Origin of the sequence: Flavobacterium soli DSM 19725 (assembly GCF_000422705.1) — a bacterium.
Lineage (GTDB): Bacteria > Bacteroidota > Bacteroidia > Flavobacteriales > Flavobacteriaceae > Flavobacterium > Flavobacterium soli.
Window position 1 is genome coordinate 13,966 of record NZ_AUGO01000003.1, and the last position, 18,351, is coordinate 32,316.

Below are 18,351 nucleotides of genomic sequence, written 5' to 3' on the forward strand. Positions count from 1 at the left end.
TCATATAAGGGATAAAACTTTGCGACTTTGCGAGATATGATTTCACGCAAAGTCGCAAAGCCTAAATTTATTCTTAAGCGATACGGTTCAGTTCATTTTCGATTCTTTGTAATTCCATTGAATGCAATTCTTTTTTCAAATCATAAAAAGCCTCAAACATGCTATCTTTCTCTTTTTTGAAATAAATGCTATCCAGAAATAAATCTTCGTAATATTCGATTCCATTTAAAAGATTGGCTTTGAAATTCTGCCATTTTTTTAATTGTCCGGCAGTTGCTTCAACTGTATTTTTGATTTCCTTTTGCAGATAATCTACATACAATTGCAGTTCTTTCACGAACATATTTGGGCGGTTTTCGTTCAGCATCACATTGGCATTGCCATAAATATGTTGTGTCATTTGCAGAAACGAAACCTCCTTATCGAAATAGGCCATATTCGGTCCCGGACAAATAACAACGCCTTGAGCTTCGCCTTTTATCTTGATGTGATTTTCGATGTAAGAGGAGTTAGTTAATCCGACACAAAGACATGCTTTTTCGGTGATTTCGTTTTTCTTTTTCTCGTATAAATCGGTTGAAATTGTCAGCTTTTCTTCTTCCAAAGCTTCCAGTTTTTTCTGTTGGAATTTTCTCGAAGCCGTGCAAATTCCCTTTGCATCATATTCTCGGCTCAAGGCCAAAAACTTCTTCGGACACGAGCTTCCTGCTTTATTTTCGGCAATTCGGTGTTGCTTAATCGCTTCGTTGGTCGTGCCTTTTATCGTGTTAAACGGAATTCCAAGTGGCGAAATATGACTCAAATACAAATCTTTTTCTTCGGTTTTCGCCAATAAATCACGGGTTTGCTTATCGACACAAGTGGCTTCGGGAACCAACAAGAAAGGCGAACCCCATCCGATAGAATCGACCTTATAGTGTTCCAATAAAAAAGAATGTTCTTCGGAAGTTCCAACGCCACCTTGAACGGTTATCTTCAGATGTAAAGGTTCATTCGGAATTGGAAAACCTTTCTGTTCTAATGCTTTTACCATCAATTGATGAGCTCCAGAAATCAATTCGCCTTTCTTATTTTTAAATTCTTCCATAATCGGACCAAGAAGAAAACCATCGGTAGCAAAGGCATGACCTCCACAATTCAATCCTGATTCTATCCTATATTCTGAAACCCAAAGCCCTTTTTTCGCCAAGAAATTTCCCTGAATCATAGCCGAACGAAAATCGCTTACTTTGAGGATTATTTTCTTTTTGAGGACATTATTTTCATCTGGGAAGAAATCTGGAAAGTTTTCAAAATAGCTGTACAACCTCGGATTCATTCCAGCCGAAAGTACGACCGAAGAATTCAGATTACTTTTTGCAAAACCACGAAGAGCCGAATGAGCATCGTTGAACTCGACAGGCAAGGCTTCGTTTTTAATGAAGTTTTCCTTGTCGACTTTCGTCATAATGTTCACATCGATTTCGCCTGGAGAAAGATGCTTTTCAAGATAATGCAACACTTGTTCTTTTACCAAAGTGCCCTCTTCGATAAAGTTTTTCAGTCCTTTTTTTATAGCAGATTGATTCGGAAGCATTGCCATAAAATCAGCAATGGCTTGTTTGCTTTCAGAAAGTTCATTTTTAAAATGCTCGAATTTTTCCTTTACGATTTTATCGACCAAATTCAAATAGGAAGTAATTCTTTCCGCTCGATAATCATGGATTTTTTGAGTAATTTCCTGATACGGCAAGTCGAATTTCTTGCTGTAAAAAGCATTCATCTTTTCGATCAATTCATCATCCACAATCGAAATCACCGATGAAATTCCGAAATGGGCCACCCGAATCGGGCTGTCAATCGTATAGGCAAGTCCCATCACGGGAATATGAAAAGTGTGTAACGGTGTGTTTGCAGTCATAATTTAAAATTGAATAACTGCAAATATTAGATTTGAAATCCTGATAAAATATGATAAAAATCATGTAGAAGAAAAGTGCGATTTTAAGACACACTTCGACTCTGCAGCATCTTCGTTTCATTAATCAGATAAATATAATGGAACATGCTCCAGGCCGCGACAGCCCCGAAAACGTGCCATAGGAAATGGGTTCCGAAGTCGAGCCAATCCCATCGGTCGGCAATTCTGAAAAACAAGGCCACTACAAAAGAGAATAATCCCAAGCCAACCCAGATGCCATTTTTAAATTTGGTATACGCCAAAAAAGCAAGCACCGGAAACAGCACCAACGCTCCAAGAATTCCGTAATTGATATTGATAAAAAGATTGGCATCGATTTCATGTCGAAGGTAAAATGTGAGTCCGATATAGATGAACACCACACCTATTGCAAAATACCATCTGGTGATTTTTGCCAAGAAATAAACTCCAGCAGAGATACAGATTAGTGCAATCGGCAACCAATCCATCATGATAAAAAAGCTCCATTGGCGTAAACCGTGGTAAATTGTTCCTCCAATTCCACCAATATATAAAAGGAAAACGCAAGCCGACAAAAACAGATGTTGCCTGAATTGTCCTTTCAATTTGAAGGTCCAATAACCTGCCAAAAACAGAAAGAAAATCGAGGTAATGGCGTTTAGTGGTTCTGGAAAAATATATTCCATATTGGTTTCAGTATACGGCAAACCTCCGTCTGGCGGAGTAACATTTAAAGACATATTGGTTGGGTTAGGTATTTTATAAATTTACGAAAATAGTGTTGTGGTAGTTCGGATTTAGTAAAAATTTATAAAATTAAATCGTCCATTCTTGTAAATCCGCACTTTCCTATTGCATCCTAAATACCTATATTTGCACTCACAACAACACAATTACAATGAATTACTTTTCGTCCGATTTCAAACTCGGTATTTTAGGCGGAGGCCAATTAGGGAAAATGCTTTTGGCAGATACCCGAAAATTCGATATCCAAACGTATGTTTTAGACCCAAGTGCCGAAGCACCAAGCCGAATGGCGTGTAATAAATTCTTTCAGGGAAGTTTGATGGATTTTGACACGGTCTATAATTTTGGAAAACAAGTGGATGTTTTGACTTTCGAAATTGAACTTGTAAACCTAGAAGCTTTAGAAAAATTAGAAGCAGAAGGCATTAAAGTTTATCCTTCACCAGCCACACTTCGAGGCATTCAAAACAAAGGAAGACAAAAAGCTTTTTATAAGGACAATAACATTCCAACTTCTAATTTCAGATTGTTTGAAAACCTAAAAACATTGGTTTTAAATTGTTTGGAAGGAAAAATTCCGTTGCCATTTGTATGGAAAAGCACTGAATTTGGGTATGATGGAAATGGCGTAAAAGTCGTTCGTTCGGTTGTAGATTTGGAAAATCTTCCGGATGTGGAATGTATTGCAGAAGATATGGTGCCATTTAAGAATGAATTGGCGGTAATTGTGGTAAGAAATCCAAAAGGCGACATCAAGACCTATCCTGTTGTGGAAATGGAGTTTCATCCAGAAGCTAATCAGGTAGAATATGTGATTTGTCCTGCCAGAATCGACGATGCCGTTGCGGTAAAAGCACGAGCCATTGCACTTGAAGTTTCGGAGAAATTCAATCACGTCGGACTTTTGGCTGTGGAAATGTTTCAAACCGAAGATGATCAAATCTTGGTAAATGAAGTTGCTCCAAGACCCCATAATTCAGGACATTATTCTATTGAAGCCAGCTATACTTCGCAATTTGAAAATCATTTGAGAGCGATTCTGGATTTACCTTTAGGAAATACCGATAGCAAAGTGGCTGGGATTATGGTCAATTTGGTTGGAGCCGAAGGTTTTTCTGGTGATGTGGTCTATGAAAATATCGAAAAGATATTGGCAATTGATGGTGTGACGCCTCATATTTATGGCAAGCGTGAAACACGACCGTTTAGAAAAATGGGACATGTTACGATTGTAGATGAGGATATTGTTAAGGCTAGGAAGATTGCTGAGGAAGTGAAGGGATTGATTAGAGTGGTGAGCTCAATTAGATAATTTGAAAATTAGTCAATTTGAAAATGACAACAAAACTTATAAAATTCAGTATCTATTCAATTATACTATTTTGTACGGTTTCTTCTTTATCATTTTTATTTTCTGCTATAAGCCACAAATCAAACAATACATTTCCAAATTTTGAAATTGGGTTTCCTTTCAAAATTTATTATCAATTTCAAGTAAAAAATGAATGTGGATTTGAATTACAACACGGAAGTCACATCAACCATTTAATTTATAATTTATTGTTCTGTTTATTATTAATGATAATTCTAAGCAACTTTAAACTTTTAAACCTTAAACAACTAAACAAAAAATAATGAAAGTAGCTATAATAATGGGATCCATTTCTGACATGCCAGTAATGCAGGATGCCATCGACATATTAAAGGAATTCGGAATCGAAACAGAAGTTGATATCGTTTCGGCTCACAGAACTCCAGAAAAACTTTTTGATTTTAGTATGAATGCCCACAAAAGAGGAATTTCGGTTGTAATTGCCGGAGCTGGTGGTGCTGCACATTTACCAGGAATGGTCGCTTCGATGTCGCCACTTCCTGTGATTGGCGTTCCCGTAAAATCGAGCAATTCCATTGATGGTTGGGACAGTGTTCTCTCTATTTTGCAAATGCCAGGCGGTGTTCCTGTTGCAACTGTCGCTTTAAATGGAGCTAAGAATGCTGGGATTTTAGCTGCACAAATTATTGGAAGTGCTGATAAAGCGGTTCAGGATAAAATGATAGCCTATAAAAATGGATTGAAAGAAGCTGTTCTTAAAGCTTCAGAAGGTTTGAAATAGTTTTTTAACCACAAAGAACACATTTACGCCAAGTTCGCAAAGCTTTGTGTTCTTTGCGTTAACAACTTCGCTTCCCGAGGCTTTGGGATTGTGGTTAAATTACCGAACGTTTTCATAACGACCTTTCAATTAAATCAATATTTCTATATTTTTGATAAAAAAAAACTATGTCAGTTCTACTTCATAAATTCACTACAAAAAACGATACAGCTCCTTTTTCTCAAATCAAAACCGAAGACTATCTTCCTGCTTTTAAAGAAGGGATTGCAAGTGCTAAGGCAGAAATTGATGCTATCGTAAACAATCCAGAAGCTCCTACTTTTGAAAACACGATTGAAGCTATGGCTTTCAGTGGTGCGACTTTGGATCGAATTTCAAGTATTTTTTTCAATTTGCATTCGGCAGAAACGAATGACGAATTGCAACATATTGCACAGGAAGTTTCGCCTTTGCTTTCAGAATTTGGCAATGATGTCCGTTTGAATGCTGACTTGTTTAAACGAGTGAAATCGGTTTATGATGCCAAAGCATATTTGAATTTAACGACTGAACAACTTACATTATTGGATAAAAAATACAAGAGTTTTTCCAGAAACGGTGCCAACTTATCCGAAGAAAAGAAAAATCAATTGCGAGAAATCGATAAGGAATTATCCAAAATAAGTCTTGAATTTGGCGAAAATGTTTTGGCCGAAACCCACGCCTTTCAATTGCATATTACAGATGAAAAAGACCTTTCAGGATTACCCGAAGGAACGATTGAAGCGGCAAAAGAGATAGCGAAAAGCCAAGAAAAAGAAGGCTGGGTTTTCACTTTGGATTATCCTAGCTACGTTCCGTTTTTGACCTATGCCGATAATAGAGAGTTGCGTAAGAAAATGGCAATTGCCTTTGGAGCAAAAGGTTTTCAGAAAAACGAACACGACAACGAGCAGATTGTTTTGGATATTGCACGATTGCGTTTTGAACGTGCAAAGTTGTTAGGTTATGCTTCTCACGCTCATTTTGTTTTGGAAGAAAGAATGGCTGAAAATCCAGAAAAAGTAACGACTTTCTTGAATGATTTATTAGAAAAAGCAAAACCTGCTGCGAAAAAAGAATTTGACCAATTGTCCCAATTTGCAAAAGAGTTGGACGGAATTGAAACGCTGGAAAAATGGGACGGAGCTTATTATTCGGAAAAATTAAAACAGCAATTGTTCAATTTGGATGATGAAAAACTGAAACCTTACTTTAAATTGGAAAATATTCTGGAAGGAGCTTTTACGGTTTCAAACAAATTATTCGGATTGACTTTCGTCGAGGTAAACGACATCGAAAAGTACCATCCGGATGTAAAAACATACGAAGTAAAAGACATCAAAGGCGATTTGGTTTCGATTTTTTATGCCGATTTCTTTCCGAGAAAAAGAAAACGAAATGGTGCTTGGATGACTTCCTATAAATCGCAATATGTTTTAGGTGGAAATAATGAACGTCCTCATGTTTCGATTGTATGCAATTTTACAAAACCAACAGAAACAAAACCTTCATTATTAACTTTTAACGAAGTAACGACATTATTCCACGAATTTGGTCACGCTTTACACGGAATGTTGGCCGATACGGTTTACCCAAGTTTATCAGGAACAAGTGTTTATTGGGATTTTGTTGAATTACCAAGTCAGATTTTTGAAAACTGGTGTTATGAGCCGGAAGCTTTGGCTCTGTTTGCCCATCATTATGAAACTGGAGAAGTGATTCCAACCGAATACATCCAAAAAATTAAGGAAAGTGCAAGCTTCCAAGAAGGTTTGGCTACGATGCGACAATTGAGTTTCGGATTGCTGGATATGGGTTGGCACGGACAAGATCCAACCGGAATTACTTCGATTAAAGATTTTGAAACCGAGCAATTTGCCTCTACAAAATTATATCCTGATGTGAAGGAAAATGCGATGAGTACTTCGTTTTCGCACATCTTTCAAGGCGGATATTCTTCAGGATATTACAGCTATAAATGGGCCGAAGTTTTGGATGCTGATGCTTTTGAATATTTCAAGGAACAAGGCATTTTCAATTCGGAAGTGGCTCAGAAATTCAAAGAAAATATCCTTTCAAAAGGTGGAACCGAACATCCGATGGTTTTGTACAAACGCTTTCGCGGAAGCGAACCTAAACCAGACGCTTTGTTGAAAAGAGCAGGGTTGTTGAAGAATTAACAGACAACATACACTTCTATCTTTAGACTATAGAAAATGGATTGCTGGACTTATTCTTGGCAATCCATTTTTATTTTAAAATAACTTTCAATTATTTTTGAAACTTTAAAAATAAAGTTATATCTTTGAACTATGGAATTCAAGGAAGCAAAAAATAAATTCATTCAAACCTGGGGAGCTTTAGGTTCTCAATGGGGAATCAACAAGACGATGGCACAAATTCATGCCTTGTTAATGGTATCGCCAGAATCGCTTTCTATGGAGGATATTATGGAAGAATTGCTAATTTCCAGAGGAAACGCCAGTATGAATTTACGTGCGTTAATGGATTGGGGAATTGTGTACAAGGAATACAAATCAGGTGAACGAAAAGAGTTTTTTACGGCAGAAAAAGACTTGGATGAATTAGCCGTGAAAATTGCCCAAGAACGAAGCAAACGTGAAATCAAGCCTGCATTGAAAGTGTTGAAAGACGTTTCTTCAATCGATACAACCAAATCTGCCGAAACCAAACATTTTGTAGAACAGACTTCTAAATTATATGATTTTGTCTTGAAAGCCGATAATATGATCGACAAGGTTACCGAGTTTAAAGACAATTGGATTGGCCGTTTGGTTATGAAGATTATGAAATAATAGAATAAAAAAATTTGAATAAAAGTTTCAATTTTTTCTGAAAGTTTAAAAATTTATAGATTATGAATGCATTACAAAAAATCAATATTATTGGATTATCAATACCTTTGATTGTCTACTTAATTGGGTTTATAATCAGAGAAGATTTATTAATTCTTGCCTTATTATCAACAATGATTACAGGATTAATCCAATTAGTAATCGGATTGAAATTGTTGGAAAATTATTCAAAACACCCTTTGCTTCAATTATACTTTGTGGTAGTCGTTTTGTTTTTTATCCTATGGTTTACAACTTACTGGGATTTCCTTTGGGTATTGCCTGTAGCTTTAGCAATTTACATGACTTATATTTTACATCTTATTAATCCAAAAAATTAAAAAATGAAAACGCTTGACAACCAAACCCTCCTCTACGACGAAGATTGTCCGCTTTGCAGTCTCTACACAACTGGGTTTATAAAAGCTGGAATGCTCGACGAAAACGGAAAGAAACCTTTTTCATGTTTGACAAATGAAGAGCAAATCTTTATCGACATCAACAAAGCTTCAAATGAAATTGCTTTAGTTGATAACAAGAACAAAACCGTGATGTATGGAATTGACAGTCTCTTGAAAGTCATCGGGAATTCATTTCCTTGGATAGAAAAAATCGGAACTTTTTCTCCTATAAAATTCTTCCTTAAAAAACTATACTCTTTTGTTTCTTATAACCGAAAAGTGATTATTCCGAATAAAAAAGAGAATGGAAAAGCTTTACAATGTGTGCCAAGTTTCAATTACAAATACAGAATTTTATATATCGCTTTTGCAACGTTTATTACAAACATCACACTTTTCAATTTTTCAGAATTGATTCCAAGTTTACCTAAAGGAAATTTCAGCAGAGAATTGATTTTGGCTTTGGGACAGATCGTTTTCCAAAGTATATTTCTATTAAAACTTGATAATAAAAACATTTTGAATTATGCAGGAAACTTGATGACCGTTTCATTATTCGGTTCTTTGATTCTCACTCCGATTTTAATGCTGAACCAATTCATTAATATTCCAGAAATTATAGTTTTAGGTTGGTTTGGGATGACTGTTCTACTAATGTTTATGGAACATTTTAGAAGAATCAAACTATTGGAACTTCCATTTTATCTTTCTTATACTTGGGTACTATATCGAATAATTGCCTTAACAGTCATTTTGAATTTATAAAATAATTAGCCACAGGTTACAGCATTAAACGGATTAAAATCTGTGAAAATCATTTAATCTGTGGCAAAAAAAGCAAAACAATGAAAAAGCTAATCATCGTTGCAGGAACTGGATTTTTAGGACAAGTTTTAGTGAATCATTTCAAGGATAAATTTGAAGAAATAATAATCCTGACAAGAGGAAATTCTGAAACTAAAAACGGAATCCGATATGTAAAATGGAACGCCAAAACTTTTACAGGTTGGGAAAAGGAATTGGAAAACACCGATTTGGTCATCAATCTGGCAGGAAAATCTGTGGATTGTAGGTATACAGAAGCCAATAAAAAAGAAATCTTAGATTCTAGAATCGAAAGTACCAAGATTTTGAATCTTGCCGTTTTGAATTGTAAAAACCCTCCAAAACATTGGATGAATTCTTCTACATCAACCATCTACAGACATTCTTTAGATAAGCAAATGGATGAAACTGATGGTGAAATTGGCAATGACTTTTCTATGAATGTTGCCAAGTCTTGGGAAAAAGCATTCTTTGAAACCGAAACTCCTAACACAAAGAAAACCGCCTTGAGAACTTCAATTGTTCTAGGAAGAAATGGAGGAGCTTTTCTTCCGCTTAAAAATTTGACAAGGCTAGGTTTTGGCGGAAAACAAGGAAAAGGAAACCAATTCATCAGTTGGATTCACGAAAAAGATTTTGCTAGAGCTGTCGAGTTTATCTACAAAAAAGAAATGACGGGAGTTGTAAATATTGTATCTCCAAAACCTATTCGAAATGCTTTATTTATGCAAACGCTTCGCAAAAGTTTAGGCGTTCCAACAGGAATTCCGATTGGTGAAAAGCTATTGAAATTTGGGGCAAAAATCATCGGAACCGAAACCGAATTGGTTTTAAAAAGCAGAAATGTAATTCCGAAAAAATTAGTTGAAAACGATTTTGAATTTGAATTTAGAACCTTGGAGAAAGCTTTAGAAAATCTAAAATAAAATCGTATGAACTTCAATATCCTCGGCTATTTCATTTTCCTACTCATCACAACTTACATCATAATTGTAGTCGGAAAAATATGCTATCGAAACGGAAATGTTTTTGTTCTTGAACTAATTCCTGACCACGAAGAATTGTGTCAGCAAATCAACAAAATGTTATTGATTGCCTATTATCTTATCAATATAGGGTATTGTGCAATGACAGTGATCAGTTGGTCTACCATCACAAATTTCACTGAATTAATTGCCATCATTTCTTCAAAAACCGCACTAATTGTTGACATTCTAGCCGTTTTGCATTACTTAAATATTTTTATCCTAACGAACTACGTTCAAAAATTAATTAAATAACTTTTTAAATTCAACCTTATGGAAACTTCAAAAATTTTAATCGGTTACTGTATTTATTTGCCAATTGCCTTATTCTTGACTTACTTTGTCTCTAAAACACTTTTCAAAAACGGAAAGATATTTATGCTGGATATTTTTAGGGGCCGGGAAGAAATTGCCGAAGCCACAAACAAACTTTTCGAGACGGGTTTTTACCTTTTGAATATTGGTTTTGCACTGATGATTCTAGAAATGAATTTATACCAAGATAATTATCAAGTACTTATTGAAGCCTTGAGTTATAAAATCGGCGGATTTTCTATCTATCTTGGCGTGATGTTATTCTTCAATTTATATTTTTTCTTTAGAGGAAAAAGAAAAGCAAGAGAAGCACAAACAACAGAGAAAATTGTTTTTAAAGCTTAACTATATACAACTCCGTCAGGATTAATATTCTGACGGAGTTAATCAATATTATGACAAAAATCCAAATCACAACAACCATAAAAGCTCCAATTGAAACCGTTTTCAACCTTTCGAGAAACATTGATATTCATTTGCTTTCAACCCATCAAACTAATGAAAAGGCAATTGCGGGAAGAACTTCGGGATTGATTGAGCTAAATGAAACGGTAACTTGGAGAGGAAAACATTTTGGCCTTTATCTCAAACATAAAAGCATCATTCCAGAAATGGATTTCCCTGTTTATTTTGTGGATGAAATGGTGAAAGGAAGCTTCAAATCCTTTCGTCACGAACATTCTTTTAAATTTGAAAATGGCCAAACGATTATGACCGATGACATTTTCTACGAAACACCTTTTGGAATCTTTGGAAAGCTTTTCGATACATTAATATTAGAAAAACATATGGTTTCTTTCATCAAAAAAAGAAATCAAATTATAAAAGATCTAGCCGAAAATCCACAGCATAAATAACCAGAAAACAGGAATACTTTCAACCCAAAAAGAAGTGTAATATTTGGAACGCTTTTCATTTGCAAAAAGCATAAAAAGGGTTGTTACAATTACCAAAATAGCATTTATAAAAAGTTGGCTTGTATCAAAATTCGTTTTAAAAAATTCTAAAAAATAAAACGGAATCAATAAAATAAGCCCGAGAACTTTGGTCTTCTTTACTCCTATTTTCTGTGGAACGGTTTCCAAAGCGGGATCATCTGTCCTTAAATCGATTATTTCGAAAATTAATATTAAAATGATGACCAATAGAAACCGCTGACAACACTTGAGAATTACATCAGAAAACATATCTGTTCCAGTATTCATCAAAGGCAATAAAGTCGTCACTCCCGACCAACAGATGGCTACAATATAAATCTTAACACCACTCCAGTTTCGTATATTTTTTTTCTTTGAAAATACAGGAACGGTGTATAAAAAAGTTAATCCGAAGAAAATAATAGCGGTAATTTGAGTCACTCTTTCCAAACAAAAAAAGAAATAGGCTGAAGCCAAAAGCGAGAGGATGCTCAAAACCGCAATGGCTTTCAACTCCATCCACAATGGCCTTTTATTTCTGAAAAAGTCTTCATATTTGATAAAATTATAACCGAAAATTGTTCCGAAAAAAGCAAAGCCTGCCATTGGTAAATCAAATGGATTTCGGAACATGTGATTGGTCATCAAGACCAATGAAAGTACGGCAATAGCAACGTGAATACTTCCGTTGAGATAAAAATCAAATACTTGCCTGATACTCTTCATACTTACAAAAATAACGAATCAAACAAAAACACTTGTTAAAACTTTAAAAAATCACAAAATCACTTTAAAAAACACCTCAATTATTTATTATTTATGAGTAAATTTGTGCCTCAAAAAACAACCCACTTTTTTAATATGAAAACAGATGCTTTTGCTTTAAGACATATCGGTCCAAGAGAAAATGATTTACAACACATGTTACATACGATTGGTGCCGAATCGATAGAGCAATTAATATATGAGACGCTTCCAGATGATATCCGTTTGAAAGCGCCTTTGAATCTTGAACCTGCCTTGACTGAATATGAGTTTTTGAATCACATCCAGCAATTAGGAAATAAAAATAAGGTATTCAAATCGTATATCGGTTTGGGATACCACCCAGCAATTGTCCCTGCTGCAATTCAAAGAAATGTTTTTGAAAACCCAGGATGGTACACGGCTTATACTCCGTACCAGGCCGAAATTGCACAAGGTCGTCTTGAGGCTTTATTGAATTACCAAACCACTGTTATCGAACTTTCTGGGATGGAAATTGCAAATGCTTCGCTTCTAGACGAAGGTACTGCTGCTGCTGAAGCAATGGCGTTACTTTTTGACGTTAGAACAAGAGACCAAAAGAAAAACAACGTTAATAAATTTTTCGTTTCAGAAGAAATCTTACCACAGACTTTATCGGTTTTAGAGACACGTTCTACTCCAATTGGGGTTGAATTGGTTATTGGAAACCACGAAGAGTTTGCCTTTGGAGATGATTTCTTTGGAGCAATTCTTCAATATCCAGGAAAATTCGGTCAGGTTTATGATTATGCTGGATTTATCTCAAAAGCAAAATCAAATGACATCAAAGTTGCAGTTGCAGCTGATATTTTGAGTTTGGTTCGACTAACTTCTCCTGGAGAATTAGGAGCTGATGTAGTAGTTGGAACCACACAACGTTTCGGAATCCCTATGGGTTATGGAGGTCCTCACGCTGCATTTTTTGCAACAAAAGAAGAATACAAAAGAAGCATGCCAGGAAGAATCATCGGTGTAACGGTTGATACCAACGGAAACCGTGCACTTCGTATGGCTTTGCAAACACGTGAACAACACATCAAACGCGAAAAAGCAACTTCAAATATTTGTACGGCTCAAGTACTTTTGGCAGTTATGGCCGGAATGTATGCCGTTTACCACGGTCCTAAAGGATTGGAATATATTGCTGATAAAGTTCACGCTTCGGCTGTTACAACTTCAGAAGCTTTGAATAAATTAGGCGTTTACCAAACGAATACTGCATTTTTTGACACTATTGTTGTTAAGGCTGATGCTAAAAAAGTAAAAGCAATTGCAGAACAGAACGAAGTGAACTTCTATTATATTGACAACGAAACGATTTCGATTTCATTTAACGAAACGACTTCAATTTCAGACATCAATACAATCCTTTCTATTTTTGCGGAAGCAGTAGGAAAAGAAACCGTAAAAGTTTCTGAATTGACAAATCAAACCAATTATCCGGATGCAGTTGCCAGAACAAGCACGTTCTTGACACACGATGTTTTCAACAAACACCATTCAGAAACGGCTTTGATGCGTTATATCAAAATGTTAGAACGTAAGGATTTGGCTTTGAATCATTCAATGATTTCACTAGGTTCTTGTACGATGAAATTGAATGCTGCTGCAGAAATGTTGCCTTTGAGTATGCCAAATTGGAACAGTATTCACCCATTTGCTCCAGTAGAACAAGCTCAAGGTTACCAATTAATGCTAAAGAAATTAGAAGAGCAATTGAACGTTGTAACTGGTTTTGCAGGAACAACTTTACAGCCTAATTCTGGTGCTCAAGGCGAATATGCCGGTTTGATGGTGATTCGTGCTTATCACCATTCTCGTGGCGATTTTCACAGAAATGTATGTTTGATTCCAGCTTCGGCTCACGGAACAAACCCTGCTTCGGCAGCTTTGGCAGGAATGCAAATTATCGTGACCAAAACTATGGAAAACGGTAATATCGATGTTGAAGATTTAAGAGCAAAAGCAATCGAGCACAAAGATAATCTGTCTTGCCTGATGGTAACCTATCCTTCTACTCACGGAGTTTATGAAGCCTCTATTATTGAAATTACAAATTTGATTCACGAAAATGGTGGACAAGTTTATATGGATGGTGCCAATATGAATGCCCAAGTTGGATTGACCAATCCTGCAACAATTGGAGCTGACGTTTGCCACTTGAATTTACACAAAACATTCGCCATTCCTCACGGAGGTGGTGGACCAGGAGTTGGTCCAATTTGTGTAGCAGCACATTTAGTTCCGTTCTTGCCTACAAACCCAATTATTCCAACTGGAGGAGAAAATGCTATTTCTGCTATTTCTGCTGCACCTTGGGGTTCTGCTTTGGTTTGCTTGATTTCTTATGGATACATCACAATGCTTGGTGCAGAAGGTTTGACCGATGCTACAAGATATGCTATCCTAAATGCAAATTACATCAAAGCAAGATTGACAGGTCACTACGATACTTTATATTCTGGAGAAATGGGTCGTGCAGCTCACGAAATGATCATCGAATGCCGTCCTTTTAAAGAAAAAGGAATCGAAGTAACCGATATCGCAAAACGTTTGATGGACTATGGTTTCCATGCTCCAACGGTATCCTTCCCTGTTGCTGGAACTTTAATGATTGAACCTACAGAAAGTGAAAACCTGGAGGAACTGGATCGTTTTTGTGATGCTATGATTTCGATTAGAAAAGAAATTGAAGCATCTACTTCAAACGATAAAAACAACGTTTTGAAAAATGCTCCTCATACTTTAGCAATGTTGACAACCGACAACTGGGATTTCCCTTACACAAGAGAAGCCGCTGCATTTCCGTTGGAATATATTTCAGACAACAAATTCTGGCCATCTGTTAGAAGAGTTGATGATGCTTATGGAGACCGAAACTTGATTTGTTCTTGTGCTCCAATTGAAGCTTACATGGAAAATTAAAAAAAATAAAAAAATCTTACAAAAAAGTTCTGAATATTCAGAACTTTTTTTTTATCATTGCATTTCACAAACCAACCCCATGAAGCTTTGTATTATCAGAAATTTATAATTATTTTTTTACTTTTTAACTGTTTTTTTTGTTATTCGCAAAAAAGGAATTTTGATTATTCCCCTCGAAATAATGATTCTATTGAGTCCTATATTAAAGCGATCTCCCAAAAAAAAATACAAAAATTTCAAGGACGACATCAGAAAGAAATTACTCAGATTATTGAAGAACGGAGAGTAGATTTTTTAAAAAGTATCAAGGATAGCACTTACATTTTTGACAAGAAAATTAATTCCTACTTAAACTCAATTCTGAGACAAATCTACATATCCAATCCTCAAATCGACAAAAAAGATTTTTATTTCTTTATAAATAAATCTCCGATACCAAATGCGGCTTGTTATGGCAATGGAATTTTCACAATAAATCTAGGTCTTTTCAATATAATTGAAAGCGATGATGAGTTGGCGTTTATTATTTGTCATGAAATCGCACATTATATATTAGAACATAATGATAAAAGTTTGCTTGGATATGTTGAAACCTACAATTCTAAAGAAAATAAAAAGAAAATAAATAAGGCCAGCAATAATAGGTATGGAAGGCGTCAGGCAGTTTCTGCATTGGTAAAAGATTTGAGTTATAATTTTTTAAGAAGAAGTAGAACTGCTGAAACCCAAGCAGATTCATTGGGATTTGTTCTATTAAGTAAGACTAAATTCAATAAATCGGCTGGAATAAAAGCTTTAAAAAAGTTGGATATGTCTAATGAAATATTCTTTGCAACTGATACACAGATACGAAAACATTTTGATTTTGAAACCTATCCTTTTAAAGAAGTATGGCTCAACAAAGACGAAACACTTTTTGACCTGAAAGAAAAAGCCGATGATTTTGCATTAGACAAGGATTCTCTTAAAACACATCCAGATATGCCTATACGGGTGAAAGAACTCGAAAAATTTTATAGTACCGAAAATGCCATAAGCCCATCTTTAGACCTGAAAGAAATAAAAAATATTGTTGCTGAGAGAAGCATTGATATTTTCATCGATATATCAAGGATTGATTTAGCCCTTTATCAAGTTTTAACTTTGCACAACAACAATCAAATTGAAGAAACTGCTTATTGTAATACTGTTGTAGATATTTTAAAGAAAACCTACGATTTAAAATCAAGTCATAGATTTGGTAAATATGTAAGTCCCGTGAGTCCTTTTTCAGATGAAAAATACTTAAATGAAGTTCGCACTTTCTTACATAATATAGAACTGAAAAACATTCGGAAGATAGGATTGCAGTTTTGCATGAAATATGAAAAGCAAATGGCTCAAAATCCTGATTTCATAAAAACAACCGCTTTTTTCTATAAACTAAACCCTTAACAACAAAACATGAAAAACAAATTCCTACTAGCATTACTGTTGATGCTAACTACACAAATGTATTGCCAGACAAGTAAAATCAACGAGGTAAACACATTTGTCCTCCGAAACTCTGGTGCCATCCTAGATAAGAATAAAGATGTAGATGGCTATTACTTTTTTTATATGATGGATAAACTAAAAAAAGGAAAACGAGAATTTGCCATACAGCTTCTCGATAAAAATTTAGTCGAAGTAGCAAAGAAAACCTATATTGATGACAAGAATACCTTTTTGATGAAAAGCAGCTTTAACAATCAAGGAATGATGTTTGCCATGGCCAATTTTTCGAAGGAAAAAATTACTTTATTATCCTATGACAAACAGGCTAATTTAACAGGAACTCATGAAATTCCTTTAGAGAGCAAAGAAATAAAATACTATCAATTGCAACAAGCTTCGGGTGATTTCAATGTTCTTTTCCCTGTTGAAGACAAAGGTTTCATCTTCAACAAATTGGAAGACAACAAAAAAATAGGTTATTCCTTAAAATATTATCCTACAGACGGAGGAAAAGCTTGGACCTATAGTTCTCCAGAAAAATCAAAAGAAATACTTTCTATCAACCCTATAGAAGTTAACAAAGATGTTGTGGTTGCATTAGAATTTTCACGACCAAATTTACTTTCAAGAAAAGTTACTATAACAACCATAGTAATTGATGTAAATACAGGAAAACTTTTATTTGAAAGAGAATACAGCAAAAGCAACAATCCAAGATTAATTACTAATGCTTTCCTCAACAATGACAATTCTGTCGTTTTTATGGGTGAATATTTTAAAAACGGAGACAATATTTTTGATGATAGAAGTTTAGGACTTTTTACCGAAATAATCGATTTTTCTGGAAAAACAATCAAAGAAAATCTTATTACATGGAAAGATGATGTTGCAAAATTAATGAAGGTAAAAGAAGTTAGTAAGATAAAAGACAAAGGTTACATCTATTTTCACGACATTGTTAGAACAAATACAAACGAATATTATGCCATTGGAGAATACTATAAAAAAACAATAAGTGCTGGAGGTACAGCATTGGCTGTACTTGGTGCAATGGGTGGTGGTGTTGGTAATGTTGGAGCAACAAATCTAACAATTACAGATGCTGTCATTTTTAAATTTGATTCTGAATTTCAATTAAAAAGTATAAAAGAATTTGATAAAGGAAAATCTAAAGCTCCAAGTTACGATTTTGGAAGTCCACAATTAAGTGCCCATACGATGAGTGCTTTAGGCTACTTCGATTATGAATACACCCAAATTGACAAACAAAATGATCGTTTTTATGCTTGTTTCATTGATTATGAACGATTGAAAGGCGAAAAAAACAAAAGCGCTTTCAAAACTATCATTTATGATGAGGGAGAATTAACCGAAGATAAAATCTACCTTAGCAATAAAGATAAAACTTTCAAAGTATTGCCTGGAAAAGTAGGGAATGTATTATTGGTGGAATATGATAAAAAGAAGAAAGAAATCAATTTACATTTAGAAAAACTAAATATTAAGTAATACAATACAAAACCCGGCTCGTTCGGGTTTTATTTTTTTTTATGAATGACATCGAAAATACCGACGACCTCTACAAACTTGTGAACGAGTTCTATAAAAAATTGCTTTCCGATTCTTCCATTAGTTACATCTTTACCGATGTGGTAAAAATCAATCTAGAAGAACATTTGCCGATTCTGGTCACTTTTTGGTCACAATCACTCTTTAACACAGGTGGATATTTCAATAATCTGACGCAAATGCATTTGGATATCAGCAAAAAAGAATATTTAACACCCGAATTGTTCAAAATTTGGCTCAACCATTTCAATACTACTGTAAATGAATTATTTACAGGATCAAATGCTGAAAAAATTAAGACACAAGCCCTTAATATAGCAACGGTGCTTGAGATAAAAACCCGTCAAGAAAGGAAATAAGTTGCATTATTGTTAATTTTTTTAACAATTTTTAACAATTTCACAATTGTATGCATGCATACTAAATTTTATGTTTCAGGTTCAAATATAATTTA

The 18,351-nt window shown here is 34.9% G+C and carries 17 protein-coding genes; 14 read left to right on the forward strand and 3 right to left on the reverse strand.

The window, feature by feature from the left end; translation table 11 throughout:
• Window positions 1-73: 73 nt before the first annotated feature.
• Window positions 74-1,900, reverse strand: a complete 1,827-nt coding sequence (locus G508_RS0105540) for a hypothetical protein (RefSeq protein WP_026704379.1) — start codon at window positions 1,898-1,900, stop codon at window positions 74-76.
• 83 nt (window positions 1,901-1,983) lie between these two features.
• A complete protein-coding gene (locus G508_RS0105545; RefSeq protein WP_026704380.1) occupies window positions 1,984-2,661 on the reverse strand; it encodes a hypothetical protein in 678 nt (225 codons plus the stop codon).
• Window positions 2,662-2,819: 158 nt separating this feature from the next.
• On the opposite strand from G508_RS0105545, the gene G508_RS0105550 reads away from it, so the two are divergent.
• The 10 genes from G508_RS0105550 (at window position 2,820) to G508_RS0105600 (ending at window position 11,081) form a co-directional block, all read left to right on the forward strand.
• On the forward strand, window positions 2,820-3,980 hold the full coding sequence (locus G508_RS0105550; RefSeq protein ID WP_026704381.1) for a 5-(carboxyamino)imidazole ribonucleotide synthase: 1,161 nt from the start codon (window positions 2,820-2,822) through the stop codon (window positions 3,978-3,980).
• 322 nt (window positions 3,981-4,302) lie between these two features.
• Entirely contained in the window at window positions 4,303-4,782 is a 480-nt protein-coding gene (purE, locus tag G508_RS0105560) for a 5-(carboxyamino)imidazole ribonucleotide mutase (protein WP_026704382.1), read from the forward strand.
• Window positions 4,783-4,949: 167 nt separating this feature from the next.
• Window positions 4,950-6,983: a M3 family metallopeptidase gene (locus G508_RS0105565; protein ID WP_026704383.1), complete on the forward strand. Its 2,034-nt coding sequence runs from the start codon at window positions 4,950-4,952 to the stop codon at window positions 6,981-6,983.
• 132 nt (window positions 6,984-7,115) lie between these two features.
• Window positions 7,116-7,619, forward strand: coding sequence for a GbsR/MarR family transcriptional regulator (locus tag G508_RS0105570; RefSeq protein WP_026704384.1), 504 nt, complete (start codon window positions 7,116-7,118; stop codon window positions 7,617-7,619).
• A 62-nt stretch (window positions 7,620-7,681) separates the two neighbouring features.
• On the forward strand, window positions 7,682-7,999 hold the full coding sequence (locus tag G508_RS0105575; protein WP_026704385.1) for a hypothetical protein: 318 nt from the start codon (window positions 7,682-7,684) through the stop codon (window positions 7,997-7,999).
• 3 nt (window positions 8,000-8,002) lie between these two features.
• A complete protein-coding gene (locus tag G508_RS0105580; RefSeq protein WP_026704386.1) occupies window positions 8,003-8,824 on the forward strand; it encodes a thiol-disulfide oxidoreductase DCC family protein in 822 nt (273 codons plus the stop codon).
• Window positions 8,825-8,904: 80 nt separating this feature from the next.
• Window positions 8,905-9,810: a TIGR01777 family oxidoreductase gene (locus tag G508_RS0105585; RefSeq protein ID WP_026704387.1), complete on the forward strand. Its 906-nt coding sequence runs from the start codon at window positions 8,905-8,907 to the stop codon at window positions 9,808-9,810.
• 6 nt (window positions 9,811-9,816) lie between these two features.
• Window positions 9,817-10,164 (forward strand): hypothetical protein, encoded by a 348-nt coding sequence (locus tag G508_RS0105590; protein WP_026704388.1) that lies wholly within the window; start codon window positions 9,817-9,819, stop codon window positions 10,162-10,164.
• An 18-nt stretch (window positions 10,165-10,182) separates the two neighbouring features.
• Window positions 10,183-10,569, forward strand: a complete 387-nt coding sequence (locus G508_RS0105595) for a hypothetical protein (RefSeq protein WP_026704389.1) — start codon at window positions 10,183-10,185, stop codon at window positions 10,567-10,569.
• 50 nt (window positions 10,570-10,619) lie between these two features.
• The gene (locus tag G508_RS0105600) at window positions 10,620-11,081 is read left to right on the forward strand and encodes an SRPBCC family protein (protein ID WP_026704390.1); all 462 of its coding nucleotides are present in this window, start codon (window positions 10,620-10,622) and stop codon (window positions 11,079-11,081) included.
• Here the strand turns inward: G508_RS0105600 and G508_RS0105605 are convergent.
• Window positions 11,055-11,867 carry a hypothetical protein gene (locus G508_RS0105605; protein WP_026704391.1) on the reverse strand — a complete coding sequence of 271 codons (813 nt, stop codon included), beginning with the start codon at window positions 11,865-11,867 and terminating at the stop codon, window positions 11,055-11,057. The two genes, G508_RS0105600 and G508_RS0105605, sit on opposite strands and share 27 nt — an antisense overlap.
• 135 nt (window positions 11,868-12,002) lie before the next feature.
• Here G508_RS0105605 and gcvP point away from each other — a divergent pair, with 135 nt between their 5' ends.
• From gcvP to G508_RS0105625, 4 genes are read left to right on the forward strand one after another with little or no spacing between them, the layout of a single operon-like run.
• Complete coding sequence (gene gcvP / locus G508_RS0105610; RefSeq protein ID WP_026704392.1) at window positions 12,003-14,852, forward strand: aminomethyl-transferring glycine dehydrogenase; 2,850 nt, start codon at window positions 12,003-12,005, stop codon at window positions 14,850-14,852.
• Window positions 14,853-14,909: 57 nt separating this feature from the next.
• Window positions 14,910-16,286 (forward strand): M48 family metallopeptidase, encoded by a 1,377-nt coding sequence (locus G508_RS0105615; protein ID WP_026704393.1) that lies wholly within the window; start codon window positions 14,910-14,912, stop codon window positions 16,284-16,286.
• A 9-nt stretch (window positions 16,287-16,295) separates the two neighbouring features.
• Complete coding sequence (locus G508_RS0105620; protein ID WP_026704394.1) at window positions 16,296-17,837, forward strand: DUF6770 family protein; 1,542 nt, start codon at window positions 16,296-16,298, stop codon at window positions 17,835-17,837.
• A 41-nt stretch (window positions 17,838-17,878) separates the two neighbouring features.
• A complete protein-coding gene (locus G508_RS0105625; protein WP_026704395.1) occupies window positions 17,879-18,256 on the forward strand; it encodes a group III truncated hemoglobin in 378 nt (125 codons plus the stop codon).
• Window positions 18,257-18,351 lie beyond the last annotated feature (95 nt).